The organism is Comamonas thiooxydans, from assembly GCF_000964545.1.
Taxonomy (GTDB): Bacteria; Pseudomonadota; Gammaproteobacteria; order Burkholderiales; family Burkholderiaceae_C; genus Comamonas; species Comamonas thiooxydans.
Genome location: NZ_BBVD01000003.1, coordinates 99,901 through 115,048, shown reverse-complemented (window position 1 = coordinate 115,048; position 15,148 = coordinate 99,901). Strand labels below are relative to the sequence as shown.

Genomic DNA, 15,148 nt, shown 5'->3' with positions numbered 1-15,148 from the left:
AGCCGTTTTTACAGCATCTGGGTGGGCACTTTGTGGCGCAGCTCGACCTGTTTGTTGCTGTCGTCCACAAAGACCAGCTGCGGCTGGTGCTCGGCCACATCGCTTTCATGAACCTGGGCGAAGGCGGCAATGATGAGCAGATCGCCCACGCTGGCGCGGCGAGCGGCCGAACCGTTGACGGAAATCATGCCCGAGCCGCGCTCGCCCTTGATGGCGTAGGTCACGAAGCGCTCTCCGTTGTCGATATTCCAGATATGGACCTGTTCGTTTTCAGCAATGTTGGCGGCATCCAGCAGATCCTCGTCGATGGCGCAGGAGCCTTCGTAGTGCAGCTCGCATTGCGTGGTCTTGACGCGGTGGATCTTGGATTTGAGCAGGGTGCGGAACATGGTTGTCTCTCTGGGGCGCTTTGCGCGTTGCTGGAATGGGGCAGGCCTGTGCTTGCGAAAAATCACGCAAGTCTAAATGCGATCGGTAAAACCCATGTAGTTCATTGAGGGCATTGACAGGGAAATGCGGCGCCTGCGCATTCTCGATGTCGATAGTTCTGCCAACCGCTGATGTAGGACGATGTGACGATTGTGGTTGAGATTGTTGTTTTGTTGAGAATTTAAGGGTTGTAACTAATGTTTCATTTTCACTTTGTTTAATGACTTCAGTCCCAGACGGGGCCCGTCCAAGGCAGGCCATTTCCGTACTGCATGGGCTTTCTCATTTCTACAAACAAGTGAACAGCATGAAACGAACTCTTCTCGCCCTTGCCGCCCTGACCGTTTCCGCCGGTGCCCTGGCTCAATCCAGCGTGACCGTCTTTGGCGTGGCCGACGTGTCGGTGGCCCACATCTCCACGACCGGCAAAAGCGTTTCCGGCCTGGCCAACGGCGGTAACTCCAGCAGCCGTCTGGGCTTTCGCGGCGTGGAAGATCTGGGCGGCGGCCTGAAGGCCGATTTCTGGCTGGAGGGCAGCCTGAGCGTGGACGACGGCACGGCTTCCGGTTTCAAGTTCGATCGCCGCTCCACCGTCAGCCTGCTGGGCAACTTCGGTGAAGTCCGCCTGGGTCGCGACAAGACCCCCGCCTACCAGAACCTGGAAACCTTCCATGCCTTTGGCGACACCGGCATGGGCGCCATCAACGGCCATAACCTGATCAGCGGCTCGGCTGCAGGCACCTCCGAAGGTTCCAACCCCAAGCGCAACTCCAATGCCATCAGCTATCTGCTGCCCAAGCTGGGTGGCGTCTACGGTCAGCTGACCCACAGCTTCGGCGAGCAGGCCGACGACCACAGCCTGGCCAGCTCCACCGGCTTGCGTCTGGGCTATGCCAACGGTCCCCTGAACGTTGCCGCAGCCTACGGCATCGCCCGCGGCGGCACGGCTGCCGCTGGCGTGGACTATAAGACCATGAATCTGGGCGCTTCCTACAACTTCGGCGTTGTCACTCCCATGCTGCTGATCGCGTCCGACCGCGGCAACGGCAAGCGTGTCGATCTGTACAGCCTGGGCGTGAAAATGCCTCTGGGCGCCGGCGAACTGCGTGCTGCCTACACCTGGTACAAGGACAAGAAGCAAAGCGATGCGGACTCCCAGCGTCTTGCTCTGGGCTATGGCTACAAGCTGTCCAAGCGCACCGAAATCTATGCAGCCGTGGCGCGCATGAGCAATGACGACAAGGCTTCCCGCAAGCTGGGTTCGTCGCTGAGCCCTACACCCGCTGTGGGCAAGAGCCTGACGGGCTACGAAATCGGCCTGCGCCACAATTTCTAAGAGCATGGGCAGCAAAGAGCTGCGGCGGCTGCCGCACTCTGCTGCCTGATGATCTTGCCGAGTTAGGCCTCCTGGTGGGGAAGCCGTCTGACTCTCAGCAAGCTGGCCCCGCAATAGCGGGGCCTTTTTTTGGGGTTTGTTTCGGGGCTTATGCGGCGGCTGTCTTCAGGACAGATCGAGCACGCAACCGTCGCCGATGCTGTCGCGCCAGACGCGGATGCGGCTGGGCGCAGGCTCAAGGTCGGCCAGGGCATTGGCGATGAAGAGACAGAGGTTTTCCAGCGTGGGCTTGCCCAGGCCCGGCACTTCATCGAGAAAGTGATGGTCTAGCTGATCGCGCAGCAACTCCAGGCGCGCGCGCAGGTGGCCGAGGTCGATGACCATGCCGTTGTCCGGATTGCGCGGGCCTCTCACGCTGACCTCCGCCCAGTAAGTATGGCCGTGAATGCGGCGGCTGCTCTCGGTCTCGATAGCCCGCTCCAGGGTATGGGCGGCATCGAAGAAAAAACGCTGGTGAACGGTGAACTGCATAAACGTTATTTCTGGCTTTGCGCATGCAACCGGCACGCACCAACGCCAGTGACAGCAAGCAAGGGCCTGGGCCGGCCGCGCCGCCCCGCAGCGAGGCTGTCGTCTCCCTCCCGCGTAGCGAGAGAGGGGGAAGGCGCGAAGCGACTCAGGGGGTGTTTCATCGAATGCCCGTGAGCTTGTGGGTTTGCAGGCTCAGGCGCCAGCCGGGGCGCTGCATGCATTGCGCGATACAGGCGGCAATATTGCTGCCCTGCTGGGCGTTGTCCATGGGCTGCAGAAAATAGTGCTGGAACTCGGTGCTGGCTTCAATGGCCGCCAGATCGAACGTGGGCTGAGGCCAGACCAGCTTGAGCTCCTGGCCGCTGCGCTGAATCCAGTCGGCGCCGGCCTTGGGGCTGATGCACAGCCAGTCTATGCCCTCGGGTGCGGCCACCGTGCCATTGCTTTCCACCGAAATACGAAAACCGCGCGCATGCAGGGCGGCGATCAGGGCTGGGTCGACCTGCAGCAAAGGCTCGCCGCCAGTCAGCACCACCATGCGGTGCCGGCTGTCGTCGGCAGGCCACTGGCTCAGGATGCGCTCGGCCAGTTCATCGGCCGTGGCGAACTTGCCGCCCAGGGTGCCGTCGGTGCCGACAAAATCGGTGTCGCAGAACTGGCAGATGGCATTGGGCCTGTCCTGCTCGCGGCCGGTCCACAGATTGCAGCCCGCAAAGCGGCAGAACACGGCCGGCGTGCCGGCCTGGCCGCCTTCGCCCTGCAAGGTGTAGAAAATTTCTTTGACGCTGTATGTCATGTCGTAGGTGTCGCGTCAAGGCGCGGTGGAACAGGAGGCTGGCGTGCTGCAGCCCAGGATGCGAATGTAAGCCCTTGCTGAACTTCTGGTGGGCCATAGGGTTGCAAGGCCGAGGCCCTGCAACTGTTCTCCGGCCTCACACCGGGGTATAGGCCAGGCGCACATAAATGGGCGCGTAGGCTTCGGCCTGGGTGATTTCGATTAGCGTTTCCTTGGCCAGCTCCAGCATGGCGATAAAGGTCACGACCAGCACGGTCGAGCCTTTTTCCGGATTGAAGATGCGCTCGAACTCCACGAAACGCTGGCCCTGCAGCTGCTTGAGGATCTGGCTCATGTATTCGCGCACCGAGAGCTCTTCGCGTGTGATCTTGTGGCTTTGCACCAGCTTGGCGCGCTTGAGGATGTCGCGCCAGGCGGCTTGCAGCTCGCCGATTTCCACATCTGGAAAGCGCGGTTGCAGGCTTTGCTCGATATAGACCGTGGCCTTGAGAAAGTCGCGCCCGTAGGTGGGCAGCTGTCCCAGTTGCTGGGCGGCCAGCTTCATCTGTTCGTATTCGAGCAGGCGGCGCACCAGCTCGGCGCGCGGATCCTCGGCTTCCTCGCCGTCCTCCTGCTTCTTGGGCGGCAGCAGCATGCGCGACTTGATCTCGATGAGCATGGCCGCCATCAGCAGATATTCGGCTGCCAGCTCCAGATTGCGGCTGCGCACCTCGTCCACATAGGTCATGTACTGGCGCGTCACGTCCAGCATGGGGATGTCGAGGATATTGAAGTTCTGCTTGCGGATCAGGTAGAGCAGCAAGTCCAGCGGGCCTTCAAAGGCTTCGAGAAAGACTTCCAGCGCATCGGGCGGGATATAGAGATCCTGGGGCAGCGCAAACAGGGGCTCGCCGTACAGGCGTGCCAGGGCCACCTGATCGACGACCGAAGGCGACGGATCAGAAGCGTCCGGGTTCTGGCCCGGCAACAGGGTCTGTTCTTCAGCCTCGCTCATGGTCTGCTATGGATTGCAGAGCTGAGCGCGCTTGATGAGTAAGCGCTTGAGGCTGATTTCATCGAAAAGATCAGGAGTGGTTGGTCTGGTACACGTAGGGCTGTTGTTCCACGCGACCGGCGCGCAGATCTTCCCAGACTTCATAGTTCACGTCCTTGTCCCACAGCAGGGCGCGACCGGCTTGCTGTTGCTTGTCCAGCTCGGGCTTTTGCTGCTTCAGGTCGTTGATGAAGTTGGTGGTGTCGGAACGGTAGTCGGGGCGACGGAAGAAAGACATATGTGTAAAACCTCTCAGAACAGCGGATTTTAGCCCGACGCGGGCGCCAGGCCCGCACCGGGCTATTTCAGATCCTTGAGACAGATCTGCGCGAACTCCTTGCAGTCGTCCGAGGCCAATGGCGAATCGACGATCTTGCGCAGCACAGCGGCAAATTCGGCGGATCCGACCGGGTTCGGATCATTGCGCTGGAAGTCCTCGTCCACGCGCATGGTGCGGTCCAGCCAGCCTATCACCTGCACGCTGGGTTGGCGCTCCAGCGACGCCAGCAAGGCCGGGGTGTAGGAGGCCATGGGGTGCTCCTCGATCAGGCTGCCGAACGGACCGGGGCCGCCGTAGTCCAGTTCGGGATAGGTTTCGATCAGCGCCAGGATATGGGGCAGGACCTGCTCCAGTGCGGCGTCCTGCAGTGTCTCCAGGTGTTCGTAGACGGGATCAATGATCAGCCATTTGTCCTGCTGATCCCGGGCCGCCTGTGCTGCGCTGCTGAATTGGGAAAACAGTTGTTCTAGGGTTGTGCTCACTGGGGATGACTCCGTTTTGACAAGCGTTTGCAAAAGTGGCGCGTGTGCGCGGGTGGCTTGATGTCAGAATTCGCATTCTGTCTGGCAAGCATTGTGATTCAAGCCCATGAATATTTTTTCCCGTTTGACGGCGGCCCTGGCGGCGGCTGCAATCAGCACCCTGGCGCTGCTGGGCTGTGACGAGCAGAAGATCAAGGAGCTGGAGGAAGGCCTGTCCACCGAGGCCGATGTGCGTGCGAAGTTTGGCGAGCCCGAGCGCATCTGGAACGAGGAAGATGGCTCGCGCACCTTCGAGTACAACCGTCAGCCTGCCGGCGCCAGGAACTACATGATCACCATAGGCGCGGACGGCAAGATGAGTGCGCTGCGTCAGGTGCTGGCTCCGCATGTGTTTGCCAAGGTCGTGCCCGGCATGGAGGAAAACGAGGTGCGCCGCATGCTGGGCAAGCCCGCCAAGATGATGACTTACAAGCTCAAGCAGGAAACCGACTGGGACTGGAACTACATCGATCCGCCCACGCGCGAGATGCAGTTCACGGTGACCTTTGGCTCCGATGGCCGGGTGCTGCGCACGCTCAACCGCGAACGCCTGCCCGACGAGTCGCGCGGCTGATCGCCTGCAAAGCCACCGGATCTCTTCAAAGCCCTGTTTGCGATGATGCAGACAGGGCTTTTTGCCTCTGGTCTGAAGAGGGCCTGAATGCTGTGGTGGCGGGGGGCGAGATGCTTCTGAATTGATAGCTATTAGCGCTTTACCTGTAAGCGACGGAAGCTAGAAAGAGTGAAATATACGGCGGAATTGCGCCTGAAATTCCCCTTCGGGATTTGTTGCGTTGCAGCAAATCATGTGCATACAGCATGAGTCCATCCGTAAAATTAAGGGGTTTCCCGGTGTTATCCGCACCGGCTCGCCCCGGTCTTTATCGAGATCATGGGCATCAATCTTGCTGTCTTACCCGACATGTCGACACCGCTATCTTCTTCGGCCAGCTCTGCTCTGGCCGGCCGCATGGATGCCCCCGCTGCTGCTGCGCCGGCCACTTCGGGCCTGCGCCATGGCCGCTTCGAGGACGCGCAGGCCCTGTTCACGGGCTCGCTGTTTGTCTCCATCACCATGATGCTGTTTGCGCAGGCGGGACTGCTCACGGGCAGCACGGCGGGCGTGGCCTTTTTGCTGCACTATGTGACGGGACTGCCTTTCGGTGCCATTTTCTTCGTCATCAATCTGCCGTTCTACTGGTTTGCCTGGAAGCGCATGGGCGCGGAATTCACGATCAAGACCTTTGTCTCGGTTGCCATGCTGGCGCTGATGGCCGATGTGGGCCCGCGCTTCATTCATATCGACTACCTGAATCCGCTTTATGCGGCCGTGGCTGGAGGCTTGCTCATGGGATCGGGTTGCCTGTTCCTGGCACGCCATCACTCCAGCCTGGGCGGGGCCACCATCGTCTCGCTCTATCTGCAGGACCGCTACGGCATTCGCGCCGGCAAGGTGCAGATGATGATCGACTGCACTGTTGTGCTGCTGGCGCTGGCCATCGTGCCGCTGGAGCGTGTGGCGTATTCGGTGCTCGCTGCGGTCATCATGAGCATGTTCCTGTGGATCAGCCATCGCCCCGGCCGCTATCAGGGCAACTGAGGTCTGTCATCCATGAAAAAAGCCCCGCGCCGGTGCAAACCGGGCGGGGCTTTTTCATCGCCGGGCCGCCCCAAGATGAAAACGCCGGGGCCGCGGCCACACGTAGTGGGCAAGCGTGGGGCGCCACTTCTCATGGCTCTCGCGATCAGGCGACGCTGATTGTCTTCTGTGCACTCAGTGTCTGGCCCTGCTCGTCCTTCCACTGCATCTGCAGCTCGCCGCTTTCCCGGGCGACAAAGGTGAACTCGATATAGGGGTTCTGGGCAATCGAGATGCCGGGCTCCCAACTGAACAGCAAGGCGTTGCCAAGCCGGGCTTCGAAACGGCTGACGATATTGCGCGGGCGCACCTTGCCCGTGGCCGGGTCGGTGCGCAGACCGCTTTCCATCACATGTTCCATCTGCGCGCGCACGCGCAGCACTTCGCCTTTCTTGGGGGTGGCATTGCTGACCCATACGCGGGGTGGTTTATTCATCAAAATTCCTTTCAGTTCAGGCATCTATCGTGAATGTGGATGCAACTACGCTCCATACCAGAAGCGGGCCTGGGCCAGCAACCGCCGCGCAAAGGCCGCCCTGCCGCGCGGGCGGTGTCCCCCTCGGCCACGCAAAGCGTGGCACAACAGAGGGGGAGGGAGCGCAGCGACTCAGGGGGTGTTTCCAGATTCACATGCCGCAGCCGCTGGCGGCCACGGTCGTCGCCTGTTTGGCGACCAGCACCTTGCCGCTCTTCATTCGCGCCAGCGCGTGAACAGTCTGCGATTGGGACAGGCGTATGCGCACCGCCGCCTCGGCCGTTCCGGCTGCTGCGGTGAACTGCATGCGGCAGGTCAGCGGCGAGGGGTTGAGCTCGGCCAGCACAATGATCTCCTCGCACCAGTCCTGCTCGGTGATGGGCAGCGTCACCTTGACCTTGACGGGCACGGCGCTGGGGTTGTCGGCCAGCACGGGCACCTCCAGCTGCAGACCATCGGCCTGAGTGGCCTTGCCGCCGGTGAATTGCTCCATGAGCTTTTTGAACTCGGCTGGGTTCGGCGCCAGTGGCCCGACCAGCGGATTCTTGGCCGCGCTGCTGGCTTGCGCCAGAGCCGATGCGGGCAGAGCCAGGCTGGCCCCGACTGCCGCCGAGCTCAGCACCATGCTTCTACGGGTGGTGTTCTTGAACATTGCTTCTCTTCAATCCAATTAACAAAACTTCAAAAATCGCACCGACTCCAAGCGAGAGACGCCAAGCAAGAGCCGCCTCGCGGCGGGGGCGCCTAGCAGAGGGCGTCGTCCCCCTCCCGAAGAGAGAGGGGGAAGCGGCAAAGCCGCTCAGGGGGAGATTTAAGTGCCCAAGAAATCACCGAACTTGCCGTTGATCCAGGCAAAGTCTTCCTTGACGAGATCGGAGGTGCGCACGTCCATGTCGATCTGGGTCTGGTTGACCTGGCCGCTGGCGTCCACCTCGTATTCGAACTTCACCGAAATTTCTTCCTGAGGGTCGCCGTTGACCATCATGTAGCAGAGGTTGTCGGGCAGCCGGGCCACGACCTCCTTGCCGGCCACGCGCTCGGCAATGTTCCGGGCGACGATCTTGCCGATGTAGTTGGCCACATGGCCGCTCTTGGGATAGTGGCCGAACTGGGGCGAGATCGCGCCCATCAGATCGCCCACAAAGTAGACGCGGTCGTCGCTCCTGGCATGGAACAGACGGTTATGCATATCGGCCCAGCCCGTGGGCTTGCCGGTGGCGGCATCCTTGCCTATCAGGTCCGCCTTCCAGACCATGTCGGCGGCCTGGTGGGGCGGCATGAGGATGGCGTCGTCGAACTTGAAGTCGCCCGCAGCGGTCTTGATCTGCTTGTTGAAGGGGTCCACTTCCTTGACGCCGGCATTGGGCACATGGGTGATGATGTCTGCGTACAGCTCCTCGAAAGCCTGCTTGTAGCCCACGCCTATGGGGGCGATCTTGGGCTTGGGGTCGAGGATCAGGATCTTGCCGGGAATCTTGTTCTTCTTGATATGCCAGGCGATCAGGCAGGCGCGCTCATAGGGCGAGGGCGGGCAGCGATGCGGTGGAGGCGGCAGCGTCATCACCAGCGTGCCTCCCTTGAAGTTCTTGACCTTGCTCTTGAGCGAGAGCATTTCCTGATTGGGGATGTAGGCGTTGGGAAAGTGGGTGCGCGTGTACTCGATGGCGCGTTGGTCGTTGCCAAACCAGGCCTCGTAATCGTTGCGAATGCCGCCCGAGAGAATCAGGAAGTCGTACTCGATCAGGCCATGGGCCGTGCGCACCAGCTTTTTGTCGCGCTCGAAGCCCGTGATTTCGGTCTGCAGCAGCGTGTAGCCGTATTTGTTGGCCGGGTGCAGCATGTCGCGGTTCACGAAGTCCGTGCCAACTATGTCCACCAGCCACTTGTTGCTCATGGGGCCGGACCAGAAGGTCGGATTGCGCTCCAGCAGCACGACGTCGGAAGCGGGAATCAGCTCGCGCAGATAGCGTGCCGCCGTCATGCCGCCCCAGCCGCCGCCGCAGATCACGATGCGAGGCCCCTTGCCCTTGCGCGGCAGGATGGGCGACTGGCTGCTGATGATGGCGGGTGCTGCCATTGCCGGGCCGGCAGCGGCGCCCAGGGCGAGTGCGGGCGGAGTCCAGAGGAAATGGCGACGTTGCATGAGCATTGCTCCTGTAATGGGAATGAGGGCCTGATCCAGGCCTCGGATTCGGTGGAGGGAAGCAAGCTTGGGCGCAGCGCGATGGGATTGCCTCTCAGCCGACACGCGGCACAAGCAGAGCTGGTGGCTGGAGATTCTAGGAGCAGGTCCTGATCCGGAGGTGAATACCCAAGCGAAGCCAGCGCTATTGCTGGCGCAGCAGGCGCAGGCTGAGAAGCGCTCCGAGCAGGATGCCGGCAACGGCCGCAAAGCTGGCCAGCGACAGCGTGGACAGCCCGCTCAGCCCCTGGCCGATGGAGCAGCCTGCGGCCAGCACGCCGCCAACTCCCATCAGCAGGCCGCCACCGGCGCTGGCAGCCAGGCGGCTGGTTGAGTCAAAGCCTTCCCAGCGCGCCGTGCGACTGCCAAGGGCTGCGAGAAATGCGCCGGCGAGCACGCCCGCCGTCAGCGCCAGGCCTATGCCGGGCTCGCGACCCACGGACAGTTGCAGATAGAGCAGGGCCTCGGCGATCGGGCCGATGAAGCTCAGCGAGGTGAGGCGGGCCGGCTCGAACTCATCGACCCCGATATGCGCAGTCAGCCACCAGCCGGCAGCCACCAGCAGGCCTATGAGCAACGCGCTGCTCCACTGCAAGCGGCTTTGACGCAGGCCGGGACGCAGCAGGGCGTAGGCCAGCAGCAGCAAGGCCAGCCCAAGCGTCAGCAGCCATGTATTCAGGGAAGACAGATAGGCGGGCAAGGTGGCCTGGGCCAGCGTGAGGGGGGCGAGGGCCTGCAGCCACAGGCGCAGAGGCGTCAGCACACCAGTCATGGCCAGTTGCGCGCCCAGCGCCAGAAACACCAGGGTGACCAGAGAGCGCAGATTGCCTCCCGCCAGCAGCACCAGAGAGCGTGCTCCGCAGGCGCGTGCCAGCACCATGCCGATGCCAAACAGCAAACCACCAATCAGCACGCCAGCCATGGAAAAGCTGGGCCGCGCAATGGCGGCCTGGCTCAGATCGAGCATTCCCAGAGCCTGCAGCCCCTGCGAGGCCAGCAAGGCTACGGCCAATGCGAGGGCAAAGGCCTGCAGTGCAGGTGCCTGGCCCGCAGCGACTTCGGTATCTCGCCCCATCTGCTGGCGCAGGCCGCGCAGCAGACAGAAACGCCCCAGACGCGCGGCGACGCCGAAGGCCATGCCCAGCAAAAAAACAGACCACAACAACATATCAGTCGTTCAATAAAGCAGAGGAGGGCGGGTGGCAAAGATTCACACCAGGCGCATGAAGTGTGAAGCTTCGCTAGGGCTGGCGAGCAAGGGCCGTCCCGCAGCAAAGCCAGCGTCCCCCTTCCCGCAAGCGAAGCGCAACGAGAGAAGGGGGAAGGCACGTCAGCGCCTCAGGGGATGCCTCTATTCAACCACCCCAGATATCCGCGCTGATCGCCTTGTACCAGGCTGCGCCGTAGTCGGCCTCGGCCTTGCGGAAGGCCGCATCGCCGTTCAAGGGGCTCACGCCGCCGGAGTCTGGCACCTCGATCAGCTTGCCCGCCGCCGTGCGGTAGACGCCGGCCACGGAGATGCCGTAGTCGGTGCCGATCAAGCTGTAGCAGGTGTTGGCAAAGGCCGCCGCAGGCAGGGGCTGGCCGCTCAGCTCGGCGGCAATCGCGGCAGCGGCCACCTTGCCTTGCGTATTGGCGGCAAAGCCGGACTTGGGCATGGGCGCGGCAATCGTGGCATCGCCCAGCACATAGACATGCTGAACCTGAGTGGACTCAAAGGACTCGGGCTTGACGGGCACCCAGCCACTGGCATTGGTCACGCCGGCGCGGTCGGCAATAAAGCCGGCCTTCTGGGGTGGGATGACGTTGAGCACATCGGCCTTGTGCCTGGTGCCGAACGCGGTTTCCACCTCCAGGTTCTTGGCATCCACGCGTGTGACCTTGCCGTCATCGGCCTGCTTGACCCATTCGATCATGTCGCCATAAAGCGCTTTCCAGCCCTGAATGAACAGGCCTTGCTTGGAGAAGGCATCCTTGTCGTCCAGCAGCAAAATCTTGGACCGGGGTTTGTGCTTCTTGAGGTAGTGCGCCACCATGGCCGCGCGCTCGTAGGGACCGGGCGGGCAGCGGAAAGGGTTGGCAGGGATGACCATCACGAACTTGCCGCCGTCGGGCATGGCTTCGAGCTGCTTCTTGAGCAGTTGGGTCTGTGCTCCGGCCTTCCAGGCATGGGGAGCGAGTTGGGCGGCCGCCTCGTCATAGCCTTCCAGTGCATTCCAGCGCATGTCGATGCCGGGCGAGAGTACCAGCTTGTCATAGCTCAGCGCCTGACCGTTGGACAGCAGCACGCGCCTGGAGTCGGTCAGGACCTGGTCGGCACGTGCATGGACCACGTTCACGCCGGCCTTGCGCAGACCGCCGTAGCCGTGGCCTATGCTGTCCCAGCTGCGCAGGCCGGCCAGGTACAGATTGGAGAAGGGGCAGGTATAGAAGCGCTCGGCCGGCTCCACCAGTGTGACCTGGATATGCGGTGCGAACTGGCGCAGATAGCGCGCGGCCGTGGCTCCGCCAAAGCCGCCTCCGATCACGACCACGTGGGCCGAAGCTGCCTTGGCCTGCACGATGGCGGGCACGGCGAAACTGGCTGCGCCGGCGGCGGCACCGCCGAGAATTTGACGACGATTGATCTGCATTACTGGCCCTTCTTGCTGAACCACTGGGCCAGCGCTTTGAGTTGCTCATCGTCGTAGCCCTTGGCCAGACGGGTCATGACGGTGGCGTCCTTGGCGGTGCCGGCCTTGAAGGCCTGCAGGCGCTGCAGCAGATGGGCCTCGGGCAGGCCGCGCAGCTGGGGAATGACGCCCGTGGAGCGGCCGTCCGGGCCGTGGCAGTTGGCGCAGCTGGCAGCCAGCACGGCCACATCCTGCACACGCAAGGAGGTGGCAGCAGAGCTGGCCAGGCTGGGCAGCGGCGCTGCCAGGGCAAGAGCCAGCCATAGCGCAGAGCGCGCTGAAGTGAGCAAGGGTTTCGATCGCATGGGGCCTCCCGTTGTCCCCACGCAAGGCCGCGTGGGGGATTTATGACCTCGATGCCTGAATGTGCGCGGCCTTTGTTATGTGTGGTGAATGTCGAGCATTCTTCTGGGCAGGGGCGGAGCAGGCAGAGCTGATGGAGTCGGATTCTAGGAAGCGGACCGGCTCTGACAAGCTCAATATCCCGGTGGTGTAACAGGAAGTTATTGGTTATTTAGTTATGCGCTGCGCTTGTGCTTGTGGGTGCGCGCCAGGGCATGAAAAAACCGCATTGCGCTATCTGATGTGTAGCGCGATGCGGTTTCCTGTGAACGGATGCGGGTGATTCGTCAGTTTTGCGGCGGCAGTCCGTCAGAGGGCGCGGCAGGCATGGTGTTGGCGGTCGCTGCCGGCATTTCTGCCGCTGCGGGAGCGCTTGCCGACGGATCGCGGTAGCGAATATTCACGCCGCTGGCATCGGGCTGATCCTCATCCATCAAGGCATCGGCGGCCTTGCCAACCCCCTTGCCCACGATCTTGGCTGTGCCGATGGCGGCATCGGCGGCCAGGCCCACGGCCCCGGCTGTCACGCTGATGGCAGTGCCGGTGACGGCGATCACGGTGCAGCCCGAAAGCGCCAGGCATAAAAAAACTCCAGCCAGCCAGAAGCCGCAGGAGCCTGATGAGGCACGCCCCCGGGAGGAGACACCGGGCAAGCGCCTAAGGCGGCCCTGCCGCCTCGCGGCGAAGGTGTCGTCCCCTCGGGGGGAAGGCGCCGAAGGCGACTCAGGGGGGATCATGAGATCAATGAATCCGCATGCCGGGCATGGCGCCGGGGAAGGGCTCCAGCACATAGATGCCGGGATGGGCCTTCTCGTCAGCGTGGCTGGCGGCCAGCACCATGCCTTCGGACAGTCCGAACTTCATCTTGCGCGGTGCCAGATTGGCCACCATCACCGTCAGCTTGCCCTGCAGCTGCTCAGGCTGGTACATGCTGCTGATGCCGCTGAACACGTTGCGGGTCCTGGGCTGGCCGTTTTCGTCCTTCTCGCCCACGTCCAGCGTCAGCTGCAGCAGCTTGGTCGAGCCTTCGACCGTCTTGCATTCCAGAATCCTGGCGATGCGCAGATCGACCTTGGCAAAGTCGTCGATGCTGATGGTCTCGGCCAGCGGCTCGCCGCCGGGGGCATTGGGGTCGATCACGGGCTCGGCCTTCTTGGCAGCCTTCTTCTCGGCCTTGGCGGGTTCGGTGGCGGGGGCGGCCTGGCCGGCGGGCGCTTCGAACAGGGCTTCGAGCTGCTTGGGATCGACGCGCTGCATCAGATGCTGGTAGATGCCGATCTGGTGGCCTGCGCCCAGGGGCTTGACCACGTCGGCAAAGCTCTCGGGCGGCACGATGAGGAATCGGGCCACTTCGGCGGCCACGCCGGGCAGGATGGGGCTCAGGTAGATGGTCAGGATGCGGAAGGCTTCGATGCAGGTCGTGCACACATCGTGCAGGCGCGCATCCATGCCTTCCTTCTTGGCCAGTTCCCAGGGTTTGTTGGCGTCCACATAGCTGTTGACCTTGTCGCACAGCAGCATGATCTCGCGCGCGGCGCGGGCGCTGTCGCGGGCCTCGTAGGCGGCGACGATGGCGGTTTGCTGCTCGCGAAGCGCGGCCAGCAGGGCCTGGCCGTCTTCGCTTACCTGACCCAGCCTGCCGTCAAAGCGCTTGCTGATGAAGCCTGCGGCGCGCGAAGCGATGTTCACGTACTTGCCGATCAGGTCGGAGTTGACGCGCAGCATGAAGTCTTCGGGATTGAAGTCGATGTCTTCGTTCTTGCCGTTGAGCTTGGCGCCCAGGTAGTAGCGCAGCCACTCGGGGTTCATCTTGAGCGACAGGTACTTGAGCGGGTCGAGGCCGGTGCCGCGGCTCTTGCTCATCTTCTCGCCGTTGTTCACGGTCATGAAGCCGTGCACGCAGATCCTGGTCGGCGTCTTGCGGCCGCTGAACTTGAGCATCGCAGGCCAGAACAGGGTGTGGAAGGTGATGATGTCCTTGCCGATGAAGTGGTACTGCTCCAGGTCGGGGTCGGCCATATAGGCGTCGTAGTCTTCGCCGCGTCGGTTGAGCAGTTCCTTGAGCGATGCCAGATAGCCCACGGGCGCATCGAGCCAGACATAGAAGTACTTGCCCGGCGCGTCGGGGATCTCGATGCCGAAGTAAGGCGCGTCGCGGCTGATGTCCCAGTCGTCCAGGCCTTCGCTGGTCGAGCCGTCGGGGTTGGTGCGCACGCCGAACCATTCCTTGATCTTGGCTGCCACTTCGGGCTGCACATGCTTGCCGTTCTGCGTCCACTCGGTCAGGAACTCTACGGCGCGCGGATCGGAGAGCTTGAAGAAGAAATGTTCGGACGACTTCATCACCGGCGTGGCACCCGACAGGGCCGAGAACGGGTTGATGAGGTCGGTGGGCGCGTAAACCGAGCTGCAGACTTCGCAGTTGTCGCCATACTGGTCCTTGGCGTGGCAGCGCGGGCATTCGCCCTTGATGAAGCGGTCGGGCAGGAACATGTTCTTCTCGGGATCGAAGAACTGCTCGATGGTGCGGGTTTCGATGAAGCCGGCCTTCTTCAGGTCCAGATAGATCTGCTTGGACAGCTCGTGGTTTTCGGCGCTGTCGGTGTTGCTCCAGTTGTCGAAGGCGATATGGAAGCCGTCGAGATACTGCTTGCGGCCGGCGGCGATGTCGGCCACGAACTGCTGGGGCGTCTTGCCGGCCTTTTCGGCGGCAATCATGATGGGCGCGCCGTGGGCGTCGTCGGCACCCACGAAGTTGACCGCATTGCCCTGCATTCGCTGCGCACGCACCCAGGTGTCGGCCTGGATGTATTCCATGATGTGGCCGATGTGGAAGTTGCCGTTGGCGTACGGCAGGGCGGTGGTGACGAATAGTTTGCGTGCGGTCATGAGGAAACAGCTTTCACAGAGAA

General features: G+C 62.4%; 17 protein-coding genes. 3 read left to right on the top strand and 14 right to left on the bottom strand.

Annotated features, from left to right (window positions below):
- Positions 1 to 8: 8 nt before the first annotated feature.
- Positions 9 to 389: an aspartate 1-decarboxylase gene (gene panD, locus Cth01_RS04240; protein WP_003065787.1), complete on the bottom strand. Its 381-nt coding sequence runs from the start codon at positions 387 to 389 to the stop codon at positions 9 to 11.
- Positions 390 to 736: 347 nt separating this feature from the next.
- On the opposite strand from panD, the gene Cth01_RS04235 reads away from it, so the two are divergent.
- On the top strand, positions 737 to 1,765 hold the full coding sequence (locus Cth01_RS04235) for a porin (RefSeq protein WP_034355713.1): 1,029 nt from the start codon (positions 737 to 739) through the stop codon (positions 1,763 to 1,765).
- 165 nt (positions 1,766 to 1,930) lie between these two features.
- Here Cth01_RS04235 and Cth01_RS04230 read toward each other — a convergent pair whose 3' ends face one another.
- From Cth01_RS04230 to Cth01_RS04210, 5 genes are all read right to left on the bottom strand, one after another.
- Positions 1,931 to 2,296, bottom strand: coding sequence for a 6-pyruvoyl trahydropterin synthase family protein (locus tag Cth01_RS04230; RefSeq protein WP_003065792.1), 366 nt, complete (start codon positions 2,294 to 2,296; stop codon positions 1,931 to 1,933).
- Positions 2,297 to 2,453: 157 nt separating this feature from the next.
- A complete protein-coding gene (queE, locus tag Cth01_RS04225) occupies positions 2,454 to 3,092 on the bottom strand; it encodes a 7-carboxy-7-deazaguanine synthase (RefSeq protein WP_034355711.1) in 639 nt (212 codons plus the stop codon).
- Positions 3,093 to 3,228: 136 nt separating this feature from the next.
- Positions 3,229 to 4,086, bottom strand: coding sequence for a segregation and condensation protein A (locus tag Cth01_RS04220; RefSeq protein ID WP_003065796.1), 858 nt, complete (start codon positions 4,084 to 4,086; stop codon positions 3,229 to 3,231).
- 70 nt (positions 4,087 to 4,156) lie between these two features.
- Positions 4,157 to 4,363 carry a DUF3460 family protein gene (locus tag Cth01_RS04215; RefSeq protein ID WP_003051953.1) on the bottom strand — a complete coding sequence of 69 codons (207 nt, stop codon included), beginning with the start codon at positions 4,361 to 4,363 and terminating at the stop codon, positions 4,157 to 4,159.
- Between the two features lie 62 nt (positions 4,364 to 4,425).
- The gene (locus tag Cth01_RS04210) at positions 4,426 to 4,887 is read right to left on the bottom strand and encodes a hypothetical protein (RefSeq protein ID WP_045838591.1); all 462 of its coding nucleotides are present in this window, start codon (positions 4,885 to 4,887) and stop codon (positions 4,426 to 4,428) included.
- Positions 4,888 to 4,993: 106 nt separating this feature from the next.
- On the opposite strand from Cth01_RS04210, the gene Cth01_RS04205 reads away from it, so the two are divergent.
- Together Cth01_RS04205 and Cth01_RS04200 are read left to right on the top strand one after the other, a co-directional pair.
- On the top strand, positions 4,994 to 5,500 hold the full coding sequence (locus Cth01_RS04205) for a hypothetical protein (protein WP_045838590.1): 507 nt from the start codon (positions 4,994 to 4,996) through the stop codon (positions 5,498 to 5,500).
- Between the two features lie 318 nt (positions 5,501 to 5,818).
- Positions 5,819 to 6,526, top strand: a complete 708-nt coding sequence (locus tag Cth01_RS04200) for a YitT family protein (protein WP_003065804.1) — start codon at positions 5,819 to 5,821, stop codon at positions 6,524 to 6,526.
- A 145-nt stretch (positions 6,527 to 6,671) separates the two neighbouring features.
- On the opposite strand, the gene soxZ is transcribed toward Cth01_RS04200, so the two are convergent.
- The 8 genes from soxZ to metG form a co-directional block, all read right to left on the bottom strand.
- Positions 6,672 to 7,001, bottom strand: a complete 330-nt coding sequence (soxZ, locus tag Cth01_RS04195) for a thiosulfate oxidation carrier complex protein SoxZ (RefSeq protein ID WP_045838589.1) — start codon at positions 6,999 to 7,001, stop codon at positions 6,672 to 6,674.
- A 190-nt stretch (positions 7,002 to 7,191) separates the two neighbouring features.
- Positions 7,192 to 7,692, bottom strand: a complete 501-nt coding sequence (locus Cth01_RS04190) for a thiosulfate oxidation carrier protein SoxY (RefSeq protein ID WP_045838588.1) — start codon at positions 7,690 to 7,692, stop codon at positions 7,192 to 7,194.
- Between the two features lie 159 nt (positions 7,693 to 7,851).
- A complete protein-coding gene (locus Cth01_RS04185) occupies positions 7,852 to 9,183 on the bottom strand; it encodes an NAD(P)/FAD-dependent oxidoreductase (protein WP_034355815.1) in 1,332 nt (443 codons plus the stop codon).
- A 184-nt stretch (positions 9,184 to 9,367) separates the two neighbouring features.
- The gene (locus tag Cth01_RS04180) at positions 9,368 to 10,390 is read right to left on the bottom strand and encodes a YeeE/YedE family protein (protein ID WP_034355697.1); all 1,023 of its coding nucleotides are present in this window, start codon (positions 10,388 to 10,390) and stop codon (positions 9,368 to 9,370) included.
- A 187-nt stretch (positions 10,391 to 10,577) separates the two neighbouring features.
- On the bottom strand, positions 10,578 to 11,855 hold the full coding sequence (locus Cth01_RS04175; RefSeq protein ID WP_045838587.1) for an NAD(P)/FAD-dependent oxidoreductase: 1,278 nt from the start codon (positions 11,853 to 11,855) through the stop codon (positions 10,578 to 10,580).
- Positions 11,855 to 12,184 carry a c-type cytochrome gene (locus Cth01_RS04170; RefSeq protein WP_034391663.1) on the bottom strand — a complete coding sequence of 110 codons (330 nt, stop codon included), beginning with the start codon at positions 12,182 to 12,184 and terminating at the stop codon, positions 11,855 to 11,857. Before Cth01_RS04170 ends, Cth01_RS04175 begins: the two co-directional genes overlap by 1 nt.
- 339 nt (positions 12,185 to 12,523) lie before the next feature.
- Positions 12,524 to 12,793, bottom strand: a complete 270-nt coding sequence (locus Cth01_RS04165; RefSeq protein ID WP_231905935.1) for a hypothetical protein — start codon at positions 12,791 to 12,793, stop codon at positions 12,524 to 12,526.
- A gap of 184 nt (positions 12,794 to 12,977) precedes the next feature.
- Positions 12,978 to 15,125 carry a methionine--tRNA ligase gene (gene metG, locus Cth01_RS04160; protein ID WP_034377801.1) on the bottom strand — a complete coding sequence of 716 codons (2,148 nt, stop codon included), beginning with the start codon at positions 15,123 to 15,125 and terminating at the stop codon, positions 12,978 to 12,980.
- Positions 15,126 to 15,148: the final 23 nt, after the last annotated feature.

Coding starts and splice junctions, on each gene's coding strand:
- panD (WP_003065787.1), bottom strand. CDS start 389: ATGTTCCGCACCCTGCTCAAATCCAAGATCCACCGCGTCAAGACCACG.
- Cth01_RS04235 (WP_034355713.1), top strand. CDS start 737: ATGAAACGAACTCTTCTCGCCCTTGCCGCCCTGACCGTTTCCGCCGGT.
- Cth01_RS04230 (WP_003065792.1), bottom strand. CDS start 2,296: ATGCAGTTCACCGTTCACCAGCGTTTTTTCTTCGATGCCGCCCATACC.
- queE (WP_034355711.1), bottom strand. CDS start 3,092: ATGACATACAGCGTCAAAGAAATTTTCTACACCTTGCAGGGCGAAGGC.
- Cth01_RS04220 (WP_003065796.1), bottom strand. CDS start 4,086: ATGAGCGAGGCTGAAGAACAGACCCTGTTGCCGGGCCAGAACCCGGAC.
- Cth01_RS04215 (WP_003051953.1), bottom strand. CDS start 4,363: ATGTCTTTCTTCCGTCGCCCCGACTACCGTTCCGACACCACCAACTTC.
- Cth01_RS04205 (WP_045838590.1), top strand. CDS start 4,994: ATGAATATTTTTTCCCGTTTGACGGCGGCCCTGGCGGCGGCTGCAATC.
- Cth01_RS04200 (WP_003065804.1), top strand. CDS start 5,819: ATGGGCATCAATCTTGCTGTCTTACCCGACATGTCGACACCGCTATCT.
- soxZ (WP_045838589.1), bottom strand. CDS start 7,001: ATGAATAAACCACCCCGCGTATGGGTCAGCAATGCCACCCCCAAGAAA.
- Cth01_RS04190 (WP_045838588.1), bottom strand. CDS start 7,692: ATGTTCAAGAACACCACCCGTAGAAGCATGGTGCTGAGCTCGGCGGCA.
- Cth01_RS04185 (WP_034355815.1), bottom strand. CDS start 9,183: ATGCAACGTCGCCATTTCCTCTGGACTCCGCCCGCACTCGCCCTGGGC.
- Cth01_RS04180 (WP_034355697.1), bottom strand. CDS start 10,390: ATGTTGTTGTGGTCTGTTTTTTTGCTGGGCATGGCCTTCGGCGTCGCC.
- Cth01_RS04175 (WP_045838587.1), bottom strand. CDS start 11,855: ATGCAGATCAATCGTCGTCAAATTCTCGGCGGTGCCGCCGCCGGCGCA.
- metG (WP_034377801.1), bottom strand. CDS start 15,125: ATGACCGCACGCAAACTATTCGTCACCACCGCCCTGCCGTACGCCAAC.